This window comes from Streptomyces sp. NPDC017890 (genome assembly GCF_044328675.1).
GTDB lineage: Bacteria > Actinomycetota > Actinomycetes > Streptomycetales > Streptomycetaceae > Streptomyces.
Window position 1 is genome coordinate 1 of sequence record NZ_JBIRHU010000032.1, and the last position, 16574, is coordinate 16574.

A 16574-nucleotide genomic window follows, 5' to 3' on the forward strand; every position below is an offset into this window, starting at 1 on the left:
GCTGGGGGGCGGGCTGACTCACCCGGCCCTCCGCCCCACCCCCCCCCCCCCCCCCCCCCCCCCCGCCGGCCCCCCGCCGGGGGGGGGCCCCCCCCCCGGGGGGGCCCCCCCCCCCCGCCGGGGGCCGTCACCGGCTCCGCCCCCGCGCCGGCCCGTCACCGAGGGTTCAGGAGAGCTTCACGCAGACGTTCTCGATGACCCTGCCCCCGCGGTCCAGGCCACCGCAGACGAGCAGCGGCTCCCCGCTGAACTCGCGGTTGACGACGAACCGTGCCCGCGACACTCCGGCCGTGCTCTTCGCGTAGTCGCGCACGAAACCACGCAGCGTTCCCGTCACTCCGTCCCTCGTCGTGACCGTGATGTCCTGGACGTAGTCCTTGTCCTGGTGTGCGGTGTTGACGCAGATGTAGGTGCCGCAGCGAGTCGAGACCTCGGCGCTCGCCGGGGCCGCCGTCACCACGCCCAACGCGCATGCTCCGGCGAGGGCCACCGCGACGGTCGTCACCCGCCGCCGCGCCGTCTTCGCCGACCGAACCAATCCCTGGTGTGCGTGCATCGAGCATTCCCCTCAGTAGCTGTCATGAGCCGATCCCGAGAAGATTCATGCTGTCACGCACTCATACCTATGCATATGGGCGCATTCGTTCGCCCGTTGCCTCACACGTGCCTCGGTCCGCCGTCCACGGCACCTGGCACAGGCCTGACCCGTCGGCCGAGCGGAGGCCGCGTCTCACAGGCAGAACAGCCCGGGTTCCGCCGCGAGCTGGGTGCCTCACACCTTCCGCGGCGAGGCCAGCAGGTAACGGGCCCGCGTACGCGGCTCGGTGTGCTCCCCGACCTGCCACCCCGCCCGTTCCAGCGTCGCCGCGCAGCCCCGCAGTGCCGTGCCGTCCGGCTCGTACACGGCGACTGCCTCCGGCTGCGGAGTCGCGCGGACCCGGTATCCGTCACCGCCGTCCGGTCCCGCCGGACGATGCCCCGCCGCCTCCAGCGCGAGGGCCGCGGCGCGCACGAGATGCGTCCGCTCCCACTCGCAGGGCCGCTCCGTGCTCCCGTCCGAACGCGTCATCCGGCGCAACTCCAGCAGCCCCTCCCAGGCGCTCCGCACCTCGCGCAGCCGCGCCGGTCCGGCCTCGCCCGGCACGGCCTCCTCCCCGCCCACCCGTGCGGCGAAGACGCCGCCGGCGGCCGGTGCGGCGGGCTCGGGCGCCTTCGGCGGCTCCGGCTCGGCGGGGGCCTCCCGTATCCGATGCCCGGCCGGCGTAAGGAAGTGGTCGTGCGGCGGCCGCGGGTGCCGGAAGGCGAGTCCTCGTCTCACCAGCGCCGCGAGCTGCGCCTCCGTGCCCTTCAGACGCCCGGTGACGGGCTCGGCGGCGTCGATGACGCGCCGCTGCGCCGCGGTGGGTGACAGTGCCACGGCGTCCTCCTTCCCTCACCGGTGATGCCTTCGAAGGCTACGACGGAGGTCTGACATTCCAGGCCGCGATCACCGGCCGCGCGTGCTCCGTGCCCAGCCGGCACAGCGTGCCCGTGCCCAGCTGGAACAGCGCCCCGTGCGATGCCGGAAGCCCCAGGTACCGCGCGGTGAGCGCGCGCAGGAAGTGCCCGTGCGCCACCAGCACCACACACCCCTCGGTGTTGGCGAAAGCGGCCTCCACCCTGGCCAGCACCCGGTCGGCCCGGTCGCCGACCTGCTCCGGCGTCTCCCCGGGACGGTCCGGCGGCCCGGGTGCGACCCCGTCCGTGAACAGGAACCAGTCCGGCCGGCTCCGGTGGATCTCGACCGTCGTGATGCCCTCGTACCCGCCGTAGTCCCACTCGTGCAGGTCGGGGTCGACCCGCACCTCCTGGAGCCCGATCAGCTCGGCCGTCTCCCGGGCCCGCTGGAACGGGCTGACGAACGCCGCCCCGATCCGGTGCGACCGGATCAACGGCACGAGACCGCGCGCCTGCTTCCGTCCGTGCTCGGTCAGTGGCACGTCGGTCAGCCCGGTGTGCCGCCCGGACCGGGACCACTCGGTCTCACCGTGCCGGACCAGAAAGAGATCACCCATGCGTCCAGGCTACGGTCCGGCGCCGCGACCACGAGCCCGCGCGGCGCGTCGGGGACGGCCGGCGACAGCGTGGCCGTCGCACCCCAGGACAACGAACATCGGTGAAGCGATAATGAAATCATGCAGTCACGCGGCGAGTTGGGAGACTTCCTACGCACACGGCGGGCCAGGATCCGCCCCGAGGACGTCGGTTACGCCTCCGGCTCGGGCCTGCGGCGCGTGCCGGGGCTGCGCCGTGAGGAGCTGGCGCACCTGGCGGGGGTGAGTATCGACTACTACGTACGCCTGGAGCAGGGCCGCAACCGCAGCGTGTCGGACGCCGTGCTCGGGGCGGTGGCCGCCGCCCTCAGGCTGGACGAGGACGAGCGCGCCCACCTCTTCCGGCTGGCGCGGCCCCGGAAACCGGACCCGGACGCCGGGCAGCCCGACGCCGGGCAGACCGACGGTGGGGTGGTCCGCCCCGGAGTGCGTCGGCTGCTGGACTGGATCACCGCGCCGGCGCTCGCCATGGGCCGCCGGATGGACGTGGTGGCCTGGAACCGGCCCCTGTGCGCCCTCATCACCGATTTCGCCGCGCTGCCGCCGGCCGGGCGCAACCTGTGCCGGCTCCACCTGCTGAACGACGAGATCGGCCGCCGCTACCCGGACCGCGAGATGATCGCCCGCGAGGCGGTGGGCCATCTCCGCATCGCGGCGGGCCGCTTCCCCGAGGACCCCGAACTGTGGCGGCTGGTCGAGGAACTCAACCAGGGCAGCGAGGAGTTCAGGCGCCACTGGCAACAGCACACCGTGCGCACCAAGTCCCACGGCCTCAAACGCATCGACCACCCCGACGCCGGTCCGCTCACCCTCTCGTACGAGATCACCCACTTCCCCCAGGACCCCGAGCTGAGCCTCCTCGTCTACACGGCCGCTCCGGGCTCGCCCGAGGAGGAGGCGCTGCGCGTCATGGCCAAGGCTCAGGCCCGCGGGAGCCGCCGGTGAGGGGGGACCGGGAGTACCCAGGTTCGGCGTGTCCCCGGTGGGACAGGGCGGAGGGAGACGAACCGCGACCAGCCCAGGATGAACAGGACCCATCCGCCCCACCGACCCCGCCGAGGTCCTCCATGCGCCTGTTCGCGTCCGCCCTGGCAGCCGTCACCGCGCTCGCCCTCACCGCCGCCACCGACTCTCGGGCCGCCACCGGTTCCGAATCCGCCACCCGCCCCGATACCGCCACCACGCGGCTCCCCGACCACTACGTGATCCCGGGAGACAAGGCATTTCCCACCGGCGTGGCCTACGATCCGCGCAGCGGTCACTACTACGTGGGCAGCGCCCAGGACGGCACCCTCTACCGGGGCCACGTGCGCAAACCGACCGCACGGGTCTGGTCGCCCGACGGGAGGGACGGACGCTCCTTCACCGCCGGCATGACCATCGACGGCGAGGGACGGCTCTACGTCAACGGGGGCGCCACGGGCACGCTGCGTGTCTACGACACGGCGACCGGCGATCTGCTGACCACACTGCACGGCGCGGAGGGCGGTTTCGTCAACGATGTCACGGTGGCCGCGGACGGCACCGCCTATGTCACCGACTCCTTCAAGCCGGTCGTCTACCGCCTGACCGAGGACGAGCGCGGCCGGTGGAAGCTGGAGCACTGGCTCGACGTCGATGACTCGGGCGTCGACTGGGTCGACGGACAGCACAACCTCAACGGCATCGTCGCGGTCGGCGACCGCCACCTGCTGGCCGTGCAGAGCAACACCGGGAAGCTGTGGCGCGTCGACCGCTCCACCGGCCGGACCGCCGAGGTCGACCTCGGCGGCGACACCGTCGTCAACGGCGACGCCCTGGCCTGGAGGGACGGCCGGCTCTACGTGACGCAGGGCAACCTGTACGCCGATCCCGGCACCGAGCCGCAGGTCGCCGTCATCGAGATGAACGACGACCTCACCCACGGCCGCTTCGTGGACCGACTGGTGCCGCCGGAGGGCCTCCTGCATCCCTCCGCCGCGGCCCTCACCGACCACGACCGCCTTCTGGTCGTGAACAGCCAGTACAACCGCTGGGTCGCCGGCCTTCCCCCGGAGAGTCTCCCCTTCACGGTCTCCAGCCTGCCGCTCGGCCAGCGGACGACCGCCCCGAGGACGCACTCCCCGGGTTCCGGGCCGGCGGCTACTGCCGGTACCCGCTGAGGAACCGTCCGATCCGCCCGATGGCGGCCTCCAGGTCCTCCGCGTGCGGCAGCGTCAGGATGCGGAAGTGGTCCGGGCTCGGCCAGTTGAAGCCGGTGCCCTGGACCACCTGGATCTTCTCCCTCAGCAGCAGGTCCAGGACGAACTTCTCGTCGTCGTGGATCTTGTGCACGGCCGGATCGATGCGCGGGAACGCGTACAGCGCCCCCTTGGGCTTCACGCACGACACGCCGGGGATCTCGTTCAGCTTCTCCCAGGCCACGTCCCGCTGTTCGCGCAGTCGCCCGCCCGGTGCCGTCAGCTCGCGGATGGACTGACGGCCGCCGAGCGCGGCCTGGATGGCGTACTGGGCGGGCGCGTTGGCGCACAGGCGCATGGAGGCCAGCATGGTCAGGCCCTCCAGGTAGTCGCGCGCGTGCTGCCGCGGGCCCGTGACCACCAGCCAGCCCGACCGGAAGCCCGCCACCCGGTAGGTCTTGGACAGGCCGCAGAAGGTCAGGACCACGAGGTCGGGGGCGAGCGCGGCGGCCGAGTGGTGCACGGCGTCGTCGTACAGGATCTGGTCGTAGATCTCGTCGGCGAAGACCATCAGGCCGTGGCGGCGGGCGAGGTCGAGGATGCCCTCGACGATCTCCTTGGGGTAGACGGCACCGGTGGGGTTGTTGGGGTTGATGATGACGACCGCCTTGGTGCGGTCGGTGATCTTCGACTCCATGTCGGCCAGGTCCGGGTACCACTCCGCCTGCTCGTCGCACAGATAGTGGACCGCCTTGCCGCCCGCGAGGGTCGTCACCGCCGTCCAGAGGGGGAAGTCGGGGGCGGGGATCAGGACCTCGTCGCCGTCCTCCAGCAGGGCCTGTACGGCCATGGAGATCAGCTCGGAGACGCCGTTGCCCAGGAAGACGTCGTCCACGTCGACCTCCAGACCGAGGGCCTGGTAGCGCTGGGCGACGGCCCGGCGGGCGGAGAGGATGCCGCGCGAGTCGGTGTAGCCGTGCGCCCGAGGCAGCATGCGGATCATGTCCTGGACGATCTCCTCCGGCGCCTCGAAACCGAAGACCGCCGGGTTGCCGGTGTTCAGGCGGAGCACGCTGTGCCCCGCCTCCTCCAGCGCGTTCGCGTGCTCTATCACCGGGCCGCGGATCTCGTAACAGACCTCGCTGAGCTTGTTCGACTGCCGGAATTCCATGCGGCGCTTCCCCTCCGGTATCTGGTGTTGCTTGGTTTTACCAAGTTGGAGCTTGGAAAGTCCAACAACTTGTCTACACTGCGTCGCATGTCACCTCGCCGAAGCTACGACCAGTACTGTTCCGCCGCCCGCGCGCTCGACGTCGTCGGCGACCGCTGGACCCTGCTGATCGTCCGGGAGTTGCTCGCCGGTCCGCGGCGCTACACCGACCTGCACGCCGACCTCCCCGGCGTCAGTACGGACGTACTCGCGTCGCGGCTGAAGGACACCGAGCGCGACGGGCTGACGACCCGGCGCCGCCTGCCGCCGCCCGGAGCGGCGTCCGTCTACGAACTCACCGCCCGTGGACGTGAGTTGTTGCCGGTGCTGGAGGCGCTGGGCGCGTGGGGCGCCGACGAGCTGGGGGAGCGGCGGCCGACGGACGCCGTACGGGCGCACTGGTTCGCGCTGCCCCTGCTGAGGGCCCTGCGGGAGGCCGGGGCGGGGGAGGGGCTCGTCGAAGTGCGCCTGGAGGAGGGCGACTTCCACCTGCGCGTGGGCGCGGACGAGCCGGGTCCCGTGTACGGCGACGGGCCCGCACCGGGGGAGCCCGACGCCCGGCTGGTCCTGGACGCCGGGGCCTGCGCGGCGCTCGCCCGCGGGCGGCTCGGTCTGCGGGACGCGGTGCGGGACGGGCGGGTCCAGGTGACCGGCGACGGCACCGCCGCCAAGGCGCTCCGGGAGGGCTGAGACCGCGCAAGGCCCGCCCCCCGGGCGGGCCTTGCGCGGTCACGTCAGGCCGCCGGCGGGACCCGTGGCGGTCGGCCCGACCCTCGGGTCAGCGCATACCCGCCGATGCCCGCCAGCGCGGCCAGCACACCGCCGATCCCGGTCCACACCCACCGGTCGGACCACCAGCCGGAGGACCAGCCGTCCTCGGGCTCGATCGCGGACAGTACGGCACTGCCGTCCGAGTCCTCCTCGTCCGCGCCGGACGTCATCGCCACGCCCGGTACCAGCGGCTCGGCCAGCGAACCGTCCACCGCGGCCGCCCCGCCCATGTCCTCGGAGCCCGCCTGGACCTCGGCGGAGACCGGGACGCCCAGGTCGGACGTCGGCAGGTTCACCGCCGTCAGCCGGATGTAGTAGGTCCCCGGCAGCGGGTCGTCCGCCCACGGCTCGGACCAGGCACGGACCGTGCGCAGCACGCAGGCCAGCTCCGTGGTGGGGGTGCCCGCCGCCGCGGTGCGGGTCTGTGCGCCGTACTGGCAGGCCTGGCGGCGGCGCAGACCGTCGTACACGTCGATCCGCCAGGTCTGCGCGGCATGCGTCTCGGGCAGCTTCACCGTGGCCTTCACGGTGGGACGCTGTCCGGCGTCGGCCGGGAACGACCAGTACAGGTAGTCGCCCGCGGAAGCGTCGGCGGTGGCCCGCCGGCCCTGCTCGAACTCGGCCGCCGTACGGAAGGACGTGCCCGCCCGGGTCGGCGCGCCGCCGTCGCCCGACGGGCCGGCGGTGGGCGAGGAGTCGGTCGCCGCGGGGGTCGCGGCGAGGCCGAGCAGCAGCACGGCGGCGATCGGCACTCGGGTGAAACGCATCAGTTGGTCCTCCAGACCGCGAACCGCCAGCGCGACAGCCAGCCCCACAGCAGACCGGCGACGAAACCGATGAGCACCAGCGCACCGAGCAGCCACCAGCCGCGTCCGAGGCCGAAGGAGGCCACGTCGCCGGCGTCGCTCGGACCGTCCACGACGTCGACCGTCAGCTCCAGCGGCAGCCCGGGTGTGGTCTTCGCACCGGAGGGGACGGAGAAGGAGTTGGTGACCTGGAGGCACACGGTCTCCGCGGCCGGCTTGTCCGCGTCCACGTCGTCGCGCTCCGCCTTCGGGTAGCGCAGCCCCGTGGAGAGCACGTCGGTGCGGCCGTTGCCCGCCGCCTCACCGCGCACGATCTCCCGGCCGTGCACCGTCACCGCCCGCAGCAGCACCCCGTAGGACGGGTTCACGGCCCGGTCGGCGCCGACGCTCACCGAGGCACGCAGCTCCTGACCGGGCAGCACGTCCACCCGGTACCAGCGCTGCCGGCCGAACTCCTCGCGGTCGGTGTACAGCCCCGACGTCAGCGTCGGCGCTTTGGCGCACGTGTCCGCGCCCTCGGTGGCGACCGGCGTCACCACCGGGTCGGCCGCCCGGTCCACCAACTGGTTGACCTTGTCGGTCAGTTCGTCGGTGTGCTCGACGGAGGTGTACGTCCCGCCGGTCGCCTCGGCGATGCAGCTGAGCTGCTGCCGCATCTTGACGTTGGGGACCAGACCCAGCGTGTCGATGGTCAGCCCGATGCCCTTGGCGGCGATCTCGCGGGCCACCTCGCACGGGTCGAGCGGGGCGCAGGTGTCCTCGCCGTCGCTGATCAGCACGATGCGCTTGGAGCCGTCGCCGCCGTCGAGGTCGTCGGCCGCCGCGAGCAGCGCGGGGCCGATCGGCGTCCAGCCGGTGGGCGCCAGCGTCGCGACCGCCGTCTTGGCCTCGGTGCGGTCCAGCGGGCCGACCGGGTAGAGCTGCGCGGTGTCCTTGCAGCCGGTCCTGCGGTCGTCGCCCGGGTAGTCGGCGCCCAGGGTCCGGATCCCCAGCCGCACTTCCTCGGGCGTCGCGTCGAGCACCTCGTTGAACGCCTGCTTCGCCGCGGCCATCCGCGTACCGCCGTCGATGTCCCGCGTCCGCATCGAACCGCTGACGTCGAGCACCAGGTTGACCTTCGGCGCGTCCTCGCCCGTGGGTTCACCGGCGGCCGCCCCGGCCGGGAAGGCGATCCCGGCCGTGAGCGCGGCGAGCAGGGCACAGGCACCCGCCGCCAGCCGTGTTCTTGTGATCATCGGCGGATCTTATTGATCAGTGGTGCCGGGCTCCAAAACGAGACCGCGACGACGCCACGACTTCATTTCCAGCGCAGCGGACTGGGCAACTGAGCCCACAGGTCCCCGGCGTTTCCCGGCGAAGTGCGCATCAGCGTCAGCGCCTTCACCGGCAGCGGCTCCTCGCACAGCGCCACGACGTCCGGTGTGCGCGGCAGTTCACCCACGGCCGCCTCCATCGCCTCCCGCAACGCCGCCCCCGAGCCCGCCGTCGCCGCCAGCGCGCCTCCCACCAGCGAGCCGAACAGCTTGCGGCGCAGCACGGCCGGGTCGTCGGTGAGCATCCGTGCGGGCAGGTCCGGTGCGTCGACGCCGTGGCGGACGAGGCGCGCCGGGCTGACCCGGATGTCGGCCAGGTCGCGGTAGACCAGACGCAGCGGATCGCCCGCCGGGGACAGCACCACGAGGAGGTTCTGGCCGTGCGCCTCCAGGGCCACGCCCACCTCCAGCAGGCGCAGCCCCACGGTGAGGGCGAGGCGGGCGAACGCCGCCCGCCACGCGGGGGAGCCGGGCAGCCCGGTGCCCGCCAGTGCGGCCACCGGGACGACGTGCTCGCCGGGGGCCGCGTACACCCGGGGCGACTCGCGCAGTACGGCGGCCAGGTCGGGGGAGCCGGCGGCCACCGCGCCCAGCGTGCGGGTGACGTGCAGCAGCCCGTCCGCGCGCGCCGTCAGCGCCTGCCCGAAGTCCGACACCTGGGCCGACGCGGCGATCGAGGCGACCGAGATGTCCCGCACCGACGACGTCAGCCGGGCGCTCAGCGCGGTCTTGACGTGCGGCCCGCCGGGCACGGCGAGCGTGCGCAGGGACATCAGCGGGTGCGCGGCGAGCCCCTCCTCACACGGCCGCTTGAGCACGTGCGCCGCCTGCCACGGATGCACCGGGACCAGCACCCTCGTCCCGTCCCGCAGCTCCGGCGGCCACGACCCCGTCACCAGGCATCCGGTCGCCGGCACCGGCACCAGCCCCAGCCCCACCACCGGCCCGTGCTCGGGCCCGAACGCGAGCTGATCGGCCACCGAGAAGCCGGGCCGGGAGCGGCAGCCCGGGTGGTACGGATGTCCGTCGACCACCCGCCGCTCCCAGCCCCAGTCGCTGTCCGGCCACTCGTCCGGGTGATCCTCCTGCCCCGCCCGCGAGAGCGCCAACGACGCGACGCTGTGTCCGAGTTCCGCGGCGAACCCCGCCGAGTGCGGTGCGGCGACGTCCGTCACCAGCCGCGCCGGATCGTCGTACGCGGCCCCTTCGAGCCGTACGACGCGGACGTAGGCGTCCGTGCGGTACGGGTCGGCCGCCGGACCGGTCAGCCGGCGGCCGTCCCGCAGGCGCAGGACGAGTCCGTCCCGGACGGGCTGCCGGCCCGCGATCCACGGCAGCGGTTCGTGGGCGAACGCGCGCCACAGCCGGGTCAGCACGGCCGCACGGGCGCCGGCCAGTTCGGCCGTGTAGCGGGCGACCAGACCGGGGCGGACGGCCGACAGTTCGCCGGCGACCTCGGCCTCTGCGCTGGGGGGACGGTGCACGGGCGGGCTCCTCGGGTACGAGTAGGGCGTCACGACGGAGGGGCGACGGGCAGACATACTGATCGTCCCCGGCACCTTCGCCACCTCCGCCATCTCCGCCATGGACAGACCGTAGGGAACGAGTGGAACGCGTGGATCTCCTGCCCCCGCCCACCGGCGCCGACTCCACCTCCCGGGACGACGTCGCGGAACGCGCCGACGCCTACGCGGCGGTGCCACTGCTGAACTGCCTGCTGCGCGAGGTGGCCGAACCGCTGCCGGGCCCCGGCGTCCGGCCGGTGTACCGGCTGCCCGGCGGCAGACTGCTGCGCGTGCGAGGCGGCCGGCGGCCCGCCGAGCCGGAGGTGCGCACGGCGGACGGCTGGCAGCGCGCCGGCCACACCGAGCTGGTGAAACTCGTCGCGGAGGAGCTGCGCCACCACACCGGCCTGCCCAACCACGAACTGCCCACCGAGATGACCGACAGCCGGGACGCGGTGGCCGCGCTGCTGACGGCGCGCGCGCGTGCCATCCCGCCCGAGGACCCCTACCTCCGCTCCGAACAGTCCCTCCTCACCGGCCACACCCACCACCCCGCCCCCAAGGCGCGCGGCGGCGGCCCGCACGCCGGCTGGCTGCCGTACGCGCCCGAGGCGCACGCCCGCTTCCCGTTGACGCTGCTCGCCGTGCGCGAGGACACGGTCGTCGACGAGGGCGACACCGCCGCCCTGGACGCCCTCGGCAACCCCCCGCCCGGCTACCGGCTGCTGCCCGCCCACCCCTGGCAGCTGAACCTGACAGCGGCCGCCCTCGCCCCCGCCTTCGCCGACGGCCGCCTCCTCCGCCTCGGCACGACCGGCTTCTTCACCTGGCCGACGGCCGCCATCCGCACGGTGTACGCACCCGAATACCTCCCCGACCGCGACCTGTTCCTCAAGTTCAGCCTCGACGTGCGCATCACCAACGACATCCGCCGCCTGTGGCGCCACGACCTGCTGAAACTGCGCCGCGCCGACACGGCGGTCACCGAGGCCTTCACCGCCCTCGGCTCCCCGGCGGCGGCCTGGCTCGGCGACCGCGGCTACCGCACCGCGGACTTCGCCTTCGAGGAGCTCGCCGTCGTCGTCCGCGACGGACTGCGCGACCGCGTCCTTCCCGGCGCGACCCCGCTGCTCGCCGCCGCGCTCGTGGAGGGCTTCCCGGACAACCCGCTGGCGCGCACCACGGACCCGGCGGCCTGGTGGGAGGCGTACCTCGCCGCCGTCGTCCCGCCCGTCCTGACCGCCTTCGACGACGACGGCGTAGTCCTGGAGGCACACCTGCAGAACACCCTGGTCGCCGTGGACGCCTCGGGCACACCGGTACAGGCCCTGTTCCGGGACGCCGAGGGCGTCAAGCTCCTGCCGGACACCTCCCGCCCGGCCGGCTGGGAGCGACTGGTCTACTGCCTCGTCGTCAACCACCTCTGCGAGATCGCCGCCGCCCTCGCCGAACACCACCCCGGCCTCGACCCCTGGCCCGCCGCCCGCCGCGCCCTGGCCCGCCACGACGACCTGCCCGAGATCCGCGCCCTCCTCGCCTCACCCACCCTCCCCGGCAAGACCAACCTCCTGCTCCGCTGGACGGGCGCGGACGGCGCCGCCGCCCGCTACCGGCCGCTGCCCAACCCGCTGCTCGGGGCGTGAACGCCGGGCCGTGTTCGGGACAGCCGGTGGTCGAAGAGGGGGGATACCCCCATCGCCGCGACCGTTCGGACGTCGCTAGCGTCGAAGCCGGCTGCCCCCGCTCGCACTTGGACCAGGACTGGAGTCACCGAAATGACGATGACGCGCGCACGCACGCTCTCGGCCGTGGTCGCGGGCGGGCTGGCCGCAGTGACGCTCAGCGCGTGCGGGCCCGGGGAGACCTTCGAGGACGACGCGTCGCTGCGGGAGCAGGTCACTTCGGTGCGGCTGGACATGGGCAACGGCAGTGCCACGATCCGCGGCCGGGAAGGGCTCGACGAGGTCACCGTGCACCGTGAGATCACGTACCACGGGGACAGGCCCGAGGAAGCGACCCACCGGATCGACGCGGGACGTCTCACACTCGGCGGCTGCGGCGACGACTGCGAGGTGGACTACACGGTGGAAGTGCCCGCCGGGGTCCCGGTCGACGGCAAGACGTCGCGGGGGGACGCCGACCTGTCCCAGGTCGGCCCGGTGGACCTGAGCACCGGCTCGGGCGATGTCACGCTGGAAGGTGTGACGGGGCCGGTGAAGGCCCGGACTTCCAACGGAGACGTCAACGGCAAGGACCTGCGGGGCGGCCGGACCGACGTGGAGACCTCCAACGGCGACATCGACCTGGCCCCCGCAAAGCCACAGGACATCCGCGCCAGGACGAGCAACGGCGAACAGACGGTCAGGCTGCCCGACAGCACCTACCGGATCTCCGTGAAGACCGGCAACGGGGACGAGAACATCGGTGTCCGCAACGACCCGTCCGGCGCCCACCGGATCGACCTGACCAGCGGCAACGGAGACATCGCGGTCAAGCCGGCCTGAGTGCCTCGCCGGTACCCGGCGCCGTGGACGGGGGTGACTCCCGCGTGCTCGTGGAGCGCACCGCCCCGGAGGCGGCTCAGGAGCGGGGCGTTCGGCCGTGCGGCAGTGTCAGACGCTCGTCGCGTACGAGAGGAAGTGGGTCCACGCGGCTGGAGTGACGGCGAGCTGTGAACCCTGCCGTACCTTCGAGTCCCGGACGTGGATCGTCTCGGGGCAGCCAGTCCGGTGCTGCGCAGGCCAGCGCCTCCAGCGCGGCCCGCAGTGTTTCCCCGGCCAGCTCCAGCCGGTTCAGGTCGCGTACTGCCGCCAGCACGCGGGTGGAGTCGGTGCGCTGCCTGCCTCCGGCCTTCACCAGGCCCGGTGACCAGCCCGGCCGCCCCCGCACCCCGAACGCCTCGGCGAACTCGGCATCCGCGAACAACTCGCCCAGCTCATCACGGACCCGCATCGCCAACGGGTACGGACCCCGTGCCGCCACCGCCCGCGCCACCTGCGCGGTCAGCTCGGGCACCTTCGGCCACGGCCTCGGCTGCATCGACATTGCACACCCCACCCGCGACCGGGGCGTCAAGACGGCCGCTGCTGTCCCGACCAACGAGCCGCCAGCCCCGCTGGGCACGGAATAAGCCAGCAGGATCGGTGACAGAGTTCTTACCGGCACCCCGATTCCGGCTCCTGGTCGAGCAACTTCACGGGCAGGCAGGGACAGCTCTACCAGCGTTGCCAGGAGGGGATGAAGGAGCGTCGGGGCGGGCGGTCAGGCGGTGTGTCATCAGGGTGACGGCGGCGGTGGAAGGCACGCGAGGGTCATAGTCGCGTGGCCGTTCGGATCAGCCCGGCGAGGGCGAGGGAGCGGCTGTGTGCGGGCCAGGCGATGTGCGTGACGACGGGGGGCGCGTCGGTCAGGGGAACTGCGGTGTGCTCGGCCCACAGCCAGGCGCGGGCCGAGTCGGGGAAGACGGCCGCGGTGCGTCCCAGGGCGATGAGTTGGGCCAGCTGCGTCTGGTCGTGGATCTCGGGGCCTGGGCCGGGTGGGTAGGTGCCGTCGTGGGCCCAGCGGGCGAGGGGGAGATCGGGGATGTCGCTGACGGCGGCCAGTGACAGGGTCCTGTGCGCGGCAAGCGGGTGCCCGGTGGGCAGGATGGCGATCTGCCCCTCGGTCATCAGCTCCTCGCTGTCGAACCCGGCGAGGGAGTTGAACGGCGCGTGCATGAGCGCCACATCGGCGCGGCCGTCGCGCAGCATCTCCCCCTGTTCACATGTGCCGCTCGGCAGCACGTCGATTGCGGCGGCGTCGGGCTCGGCCGCGTAGGCGTCGAGGAGCTTGTGCAGCAGCTCGTGAGACGCGCCGGCCTTCACCGCAAGGACCAGGCGGTTGCGGGGGCCGCCCAGCCTGTCGGCGCCACCGGCGCGACGGGTGCGGCGAACGGCGGCGGTGGTCGCGTCGAGGGCTGCGCGGCCCTCGTGCAGCAGCATCTCTCCGGCGCCGGTCAGGGCGACTTTGCGACGGTTGCGTTCCAGCAGCAAGACGCCGAGGCGCCGCTCAAGCTGTTGGATCGCCCGGGACAGCGGTGGCTGGGCCATACCGAGGCGCTCGGCTGCGCGGCCGAAGTGCAGCTCCTCTGCGACGGCCACGAAGTACCTCAGCTCGCGGGGCTCCAGGGCGTCCATCGCCACAGCGTACCTCGGTGATACCTACCGGGTATGACAGAGCACCGCATCGGTATTGGATGCGTTGCTGGTCGACGAGCGAACATCGACGGCATGGGGAACGGAAGTCTGCGCCGGTAGCCGACGCGGGCAAGGCGCCGTTGACGAGCGGCGGACCAGGCGACCCGCAGCCCTCTCAAGTATCCGGCTCAGCAGGAAAGGCACAGTCATGAACACACTCCCCGCGCCACTGCCCGGCGGCACCTGGACCCCGGGCGACCTGAGCGTTACCCGCTTCGGCTACGGCGTCATGCAGCTCGCCGGCCCCGGCGTCATGGGCCCGCCCGCCGATCACGACGGCGCTCTCGCCGTCCTGCGCGAAGCCACCGATCTCGGGATCGCCCACATCGACACATCCGGCGCATACGGACCGCGCGTCACCAACCAGCTGATCCGTGAAGCACTCCACCCCTACCCCGAGTCGCTGCACATCGTGACCAAGGTCGGCGCGGTCCGCGATCAGCACGGCGGATGGCCCCCGGCCCGGCAGCCCGACGACCTGCGCCGCGCCGTCCGCGAGAACCTTGCGGACCTCGGCCTCGATGCACTCGACGTGGTCAACCTCCGGCTCGGCGACGCCCAGGGCCCTCAGCCCGGCTCGCTCGCCGAGCCCTTCGAGACCCTCGTCGAACTCCAGCAGCAGGGGGCTGTCGGCGCACGGCCCGGGGTGAGAACGACGGACAGCGGGCGGCAGCGCCGGTCGTCGGAGAGGTGCCTCTTTCAGCTCGGGCTGCCGCACGAGTCGGGCCCACAGATTCGGCGCCCGCCACCGTCCGCCCTCTTCGCGCGCGGCTTCTCCTCCTCGACCGCCTTCTCCAGCGTGGTGAGGACTTCGGCATCCACGAGCATGCCAGCGGCGTCGTGGTGGGCCTTGGCCGCAGTGGAGTCCACGCTGAGCAGGCTGTGGTCGACGTGTCCGCGTGCTGCGGCCTCGACCGCTCGGTTCACCCGAGGCGTGCGCCTCGGCCCAGACAACAAGGAGCTTCCCCATGTCATCGGACAAACCACGAAACCGCACGGCCCGCCTCACCGCGGGCGCGGCGTTCGCCGCGTTGCTCGTCACGGCCCAGGGCGCGTCTGCCGTCCCCGACCGTGGGCCGGGCTACACCCTCCACACGATCACCCAGAAGGTCTCGCTCACCGGCAGCGGGCCGGCCGACCAGACGCTGAGCGCCGTGAAATACCGACCGAGCCACGCCCGCGTGAAGGGCATTCAGGTGATGATCCCGGGCGTCACCTACGACCACCGGTACTTCGATCTCCACACGAACCGCGGCTGGATTTCGCAAGCCCGCGAGGCGGCCAAGGACGGCTGGATCACCGTCGCCGTCGACCGCCTCGGAACCGGCGACTCCAGCAGCCCGGCCGCGGACCAGCTGAACGGCACGACTCACTCCGCCACCATCCACCAACTGATCAGCAGGCTGAGGAGCGACCACAAGGGGCTGCCGATTGCACTGGTCGGCCACTCCATGGGCAGCGTGGTCGCCATCCAGGAGGCCGCGTCCTACAAGGACGTCGACGCCGTTGTCGTCACCGGATTCATGCACCATACCGGCCCCGGCCGCCTGTTGTTCAATGCCGCGATGCACCCGGCCGCCGAAGACGCTGCCTTCGCCGGCCGCGCGATTCCGGACGGCTCCCTCACCACCCGGGACGGCATGCGCCACCTGTTCTACTGGCCGTTCAACGCCGATCTGAGCACCGTGAAGGCCGACGACAAGGTCAAGCAGATCGCCACCCTCGGGGAATTCACCTCCTTCGAGGACGAACAGAACGACGGCACCTACGGCAAGAACGTCAACGTTCCTGTCCTGTCGCTCGTGGGCCGGCACGACGACCTGTACTTCGATCCTGCCGATCTGAACACGACCCTCAAGGCGGAGACCGCCGCTTACCCGGCCAGCCCTGACGTCGATGTGAAGTCCATTCCCGGAGCCGGCCACGACCTGGCCCTCCAGCGCAACGCCGACAGCACCACCAACATCATCAACAAATGGCTGTCCCGCAAGTTCTAGCTCGCGCACCGCGGCGCCGGGTACTCGGCCGGGCGTCCTCGGCCTTCCCCGGCGCCCGGCATGCGTTCCAGGTGTTGACCGCCGTTCATGTCGAGCTGGAACCGGCCGTAGGGGTTCACGTGAGTCTGGAGCCGAGCGCCGGACAGGCCTCTTCCCTCGGGGAGCTGAAGGCTCTGCGGGTCGCCGCCGGGCCGGCGGTGACCGGGCTGAGCGCGCTGCGCGAGTGGACGATCGAGTACTGCCGTGTAGGCAGCCACCCTGATGACCTGCTCCACGTCATGCGCAAGGTGGGATTCGGGCCGATGGAAGACCCGGACGCGGACGAGGACGAGGACGAGGTGAAGAGCCTCACCCCGGCCAAGTTCGCCTTGGCGCACCACGTCACCGGAGTCCGGCTGACGCGCCGGCTCCTGGAGACGGCGGAGTTCACCTGCGGGCTGGTGACGAAGAGACCCGCCACCTCCTGGCTGCGGGCCTGAGACCCC

General features: G+C 72.5%; 17 protein-coding genes and 2 pseudogenes. 8 read left to right on the top strand and 11 right to left on the bottom strand.

Annotation, left to right across the window (positions count from 1 at the left end; genetic code table 11):
• Positions 1-166: 166 nt before the first annotated feature.
• The 3 genes from ACH4F2_RS31710 to ACH4F2_RS31720 form a co-directional block, all read right to left on the bottom strand.
• Positions 167-556, bottom strand: coding sequence for a hypothetical protein (locus ACH4F2_RS31710; RefSeq protein WP_398136196.1), 390 nt, complete (start codon positions 554-556; stop codon positions 167-169).
• Positions 557-772: 216 nt separating this feature from the next.
• Positions 773-1417 carry a hypothetical protein gene (locus ACH4F2_RS31715; protein WP_398136197.1) on the bottom strand — a complete coding sequence of 215 codons (645 nt, stop codon included), beginning with the start codon at positions 1415-1417 and terminating at the stop codon, positions 773-775.
• A gap of 37 nt (positions 1418-1454) precedes the next feature.
• Positions 1455-2054 (bottom strand): histidine phosphatase family protein, encoded by a 600-nt coding sequence (locus ACH4F2_RS31720; protein ID WP_398136198.1) that lies wholly within the window; start codon positions 2052-2054, stop codon positions 1455-1457.
• Positions 2055-2174: 120 nt separating this feature from the next.
• Between ACH4F2_RS31720 and ACH4F2_RS31725 the strand changes: the two genes are divergently transcribed.
• Together ACH4F2_RS31725 and ACH4F2_RS31730 are read left to right on the top strand one after the other, a co-directional pair.
• On the top strand, positions 2175-3038 hold the full coding sequence (locus ACH4F2_RS31725; RefSeq protein WP_398136199.1) for a helix-turn-helix transcriptional regulator: 864 nt from the start codon (positions 2175-2177) through the stop codon (positions 3036-3038).
• Between the two features lie 122 nt (positions 3039-3160).
• Positions 3161-4234: an SMP-30/gluconolactonase/LRE family protein gene (locus ACH4F2_RS31730; protein WP_398136200.1), complete on the top strand. Its 1074-nt coding sequence runs from the start codon at positions 3161-3163 to the stop codon at positions 4232-4234.
• On the opposite strand, the gene ACH4F2_RS31735 is transcribed toward ACH4F2_RS31730, so the two are convergent.
• A complete protein-coding gene (locus ACH4F2_RS31735) occupies positions 4215-5423 on the bottom strand; it encodes a pyridoxal phosphate-dependent aminotransferase (protein ID WP_398136201.1) in 1209 nt (402 codons plus the stop codon). The two genes, ACH4F2_RS31730 and ACH4F2_RS31735, sit on opposite strands and share 20 nt — an antisense overlap.
• An 87-nt stretch (positions 5424-5510) precedes the next feature.
• Between ACH4F2_RS31735 and ACH4F2_RS31740 the strand changes: the two genes are divergently transcribed.
• The gene (locus tag ACH4F2_RS31740) at positions 5511-6152 is read left to right on the top strand and encodes a winged helix-turn-helix transcriptional regulator (protein WP_398136202.1); all 642 of its coding nucleotides are present in this window, start codon (positions 5511-5513) and stop codon (positions 6150-6152) included.
• Between the two features lie 44 nt (positions 6153-6196).
• Here ACH4F2_RS31740 and ACH4F2_RS31745 read toward each other — a convergent pair whose 3' ends face one another.
• From ACH4F2_RS31745 to ACH4F2_RS31755, 3 genes are all read right to left on the bottom strand, one after another.
• Positions 6197-7000 (bottom strand): hypothetical protein, encoded by an 804-nt coding sequence (locus tag ACH4F2_RS31745; RefSeq protein ID WP_398136203.1) that lies wholly within the window; start codon positions 6998-7000, stop codon positions 6197-6199.
• The gene (locus ACH4F2_RS31750) at positions 7000-8274 is read right to left on the bottom strand and encodes a VWA domain-containing protein (protein ID WP_398136204.1); all 1275 of its coding nucleotides are present in this window, start codon (positions 8272-8274) and stop codon (positions 7000-7002) included. Before ACH4F2_RS31750 ends, ACH4F2_RS31745 begins: the two co-directional genes overlap by 1 nt.
• A 62-nt stretch (positions 8275-8336) precedes the next feature.
• Positions 8337-9836, bottom strand: coding sequence for an IucA/IucC family protein (locus tag ACH4F2_RS31755; RefSeq protein ID WP_398136205.1), 1500 nt, complete (start codon positions 9834-9836; stop codon positions 8337-8339).
• 122 nt (positions 9837-9958) lie between these two features.
• Here ACH4F2_RS31755 and ACH4F2_RS31760 point away from each other — a divergent pair, with 122 nt between their 5' ends.
• Both ACH4F2_RS31760 and ACH4F2_RS31765 read left to right on the top strand, forming a co-directional pair.
• Positions 9959-11500 (top strand): IucA/IucC family protein, encoded by a 1542-nt coding sequence (locus ACH4F2_RS31760; protein ID WP_398136206.1) that lies wholly within the window; start codon positions 9959-9961, stop codon positions 11498-11500.
• Positions 11501-11632: 132 nt separating this feature from the next.
• Positions 11633-12361: a DUF4097 family beta strand repeat-containing protein gene (locus ACH4F2_RS31765; RefSeq protein WP_398136207.1), complete on the top strand. Its 729-nt coding sequence runs from the start codon at positions 11633-11635 to the stop codon at positions 12359-12361.
• Between the two features lie 108 nt (positions 12362-12469).
• On the opposite strand, the gene ACH4F2_RS31770 is transcribed toward ACH4F2_RS31765, so the two are convergent.
• The 3 genes and pseudogenes from ACH4F2_RS31770 to ACH4F2_RS31780 all read right to left on the bottom strand — a co-directional run bounded on the left by ACH4F2_RS31770 (position 12470) and on the right by ACH4F2_RS31780 (position 14032).
• On the bottom strand, positions 12470-12565 hold the full coding sequence (locus ACH4F2_RS31770; protein ID WP_398136254.1) for a DUF397 domain-containing protein: 96 nt from the start codon (positions 12563-12565) through the stop codon (positions 12470-12472).
• 10 nt (positions 12566-12575) lie between these two features.
• Positions 12576-12902, bottom strand: a pseudogene (locus ACH4F2_RS31775) (IS1182 family transposase); the annotation flags it as partial.
• 266 nt (positions 12903-13168) lie between these two features.
• Entirely contained in the window at positions 13169-14032 is an 864-nt protein-coding gene (locus ACH4F2_RS31780; protein ID WP_398136208.1) for a LysR family transcriptional regulator, read from the bottom strand.
• Between the two features lie 208 nt (positions 14033-14240).
• On the opposite strand from ACH4F2_RS31780, the pseudogene ACH4F2_RS31785 reads away from it, so the two are divergent.
• Positions 14241-14723, top strand: a pseudogene (locus ACH4F2_RS31785) (aldo/keto reductase); the annotation flags it as partial.
• A 68-nt stretch (positions 14724-14791) separates the two neighbouring features.
• Here ACH4F2_RS31785 and ACH4F2_RS31790 read toward each other — a convergent pair.
• Positions 14792-14962 (bottom strand): hypothetical protein, encoded by a 171-nt coding sequence (locus tag ACH4F2_RS31790; protein ID WP_398136209.1) that lies wholly within the window; start codon positions 14960-14962, stop codon positions 14792-14794.
• 98 nt (positions 14963-15060) lie between these two features.
• On the opposite strand from ACH4F2_RS31790, the gene ACH4F2_RS31795 reads away from it, so the two are divergent.
• Positions 15061-16089 carry an alpha/beta hydrolase gene (locus ACH4F2_RS31795; protein WP_398136210.1) on the top strand — a complete coding sequence of 343 codons (1029 nt, stop codon included), beginning with the start codon at positions 15061-15063 and terminating at the stop codon, positions 16087-16089.
• 119 nt (positions 16090-16208) lie between these two features.
• Complete coding sequence (locus ACH4F2_RS31800; RefSeq protein ID WP_398136211.1) at positions 16209-16568, top strand: DUF6461 domain-containing protein; 360 nt, start codon at positions 16209-16211, stop codon at positions 16566-16568.
• Positions 16569-16574: the final 6 nt, after the last annotated feature.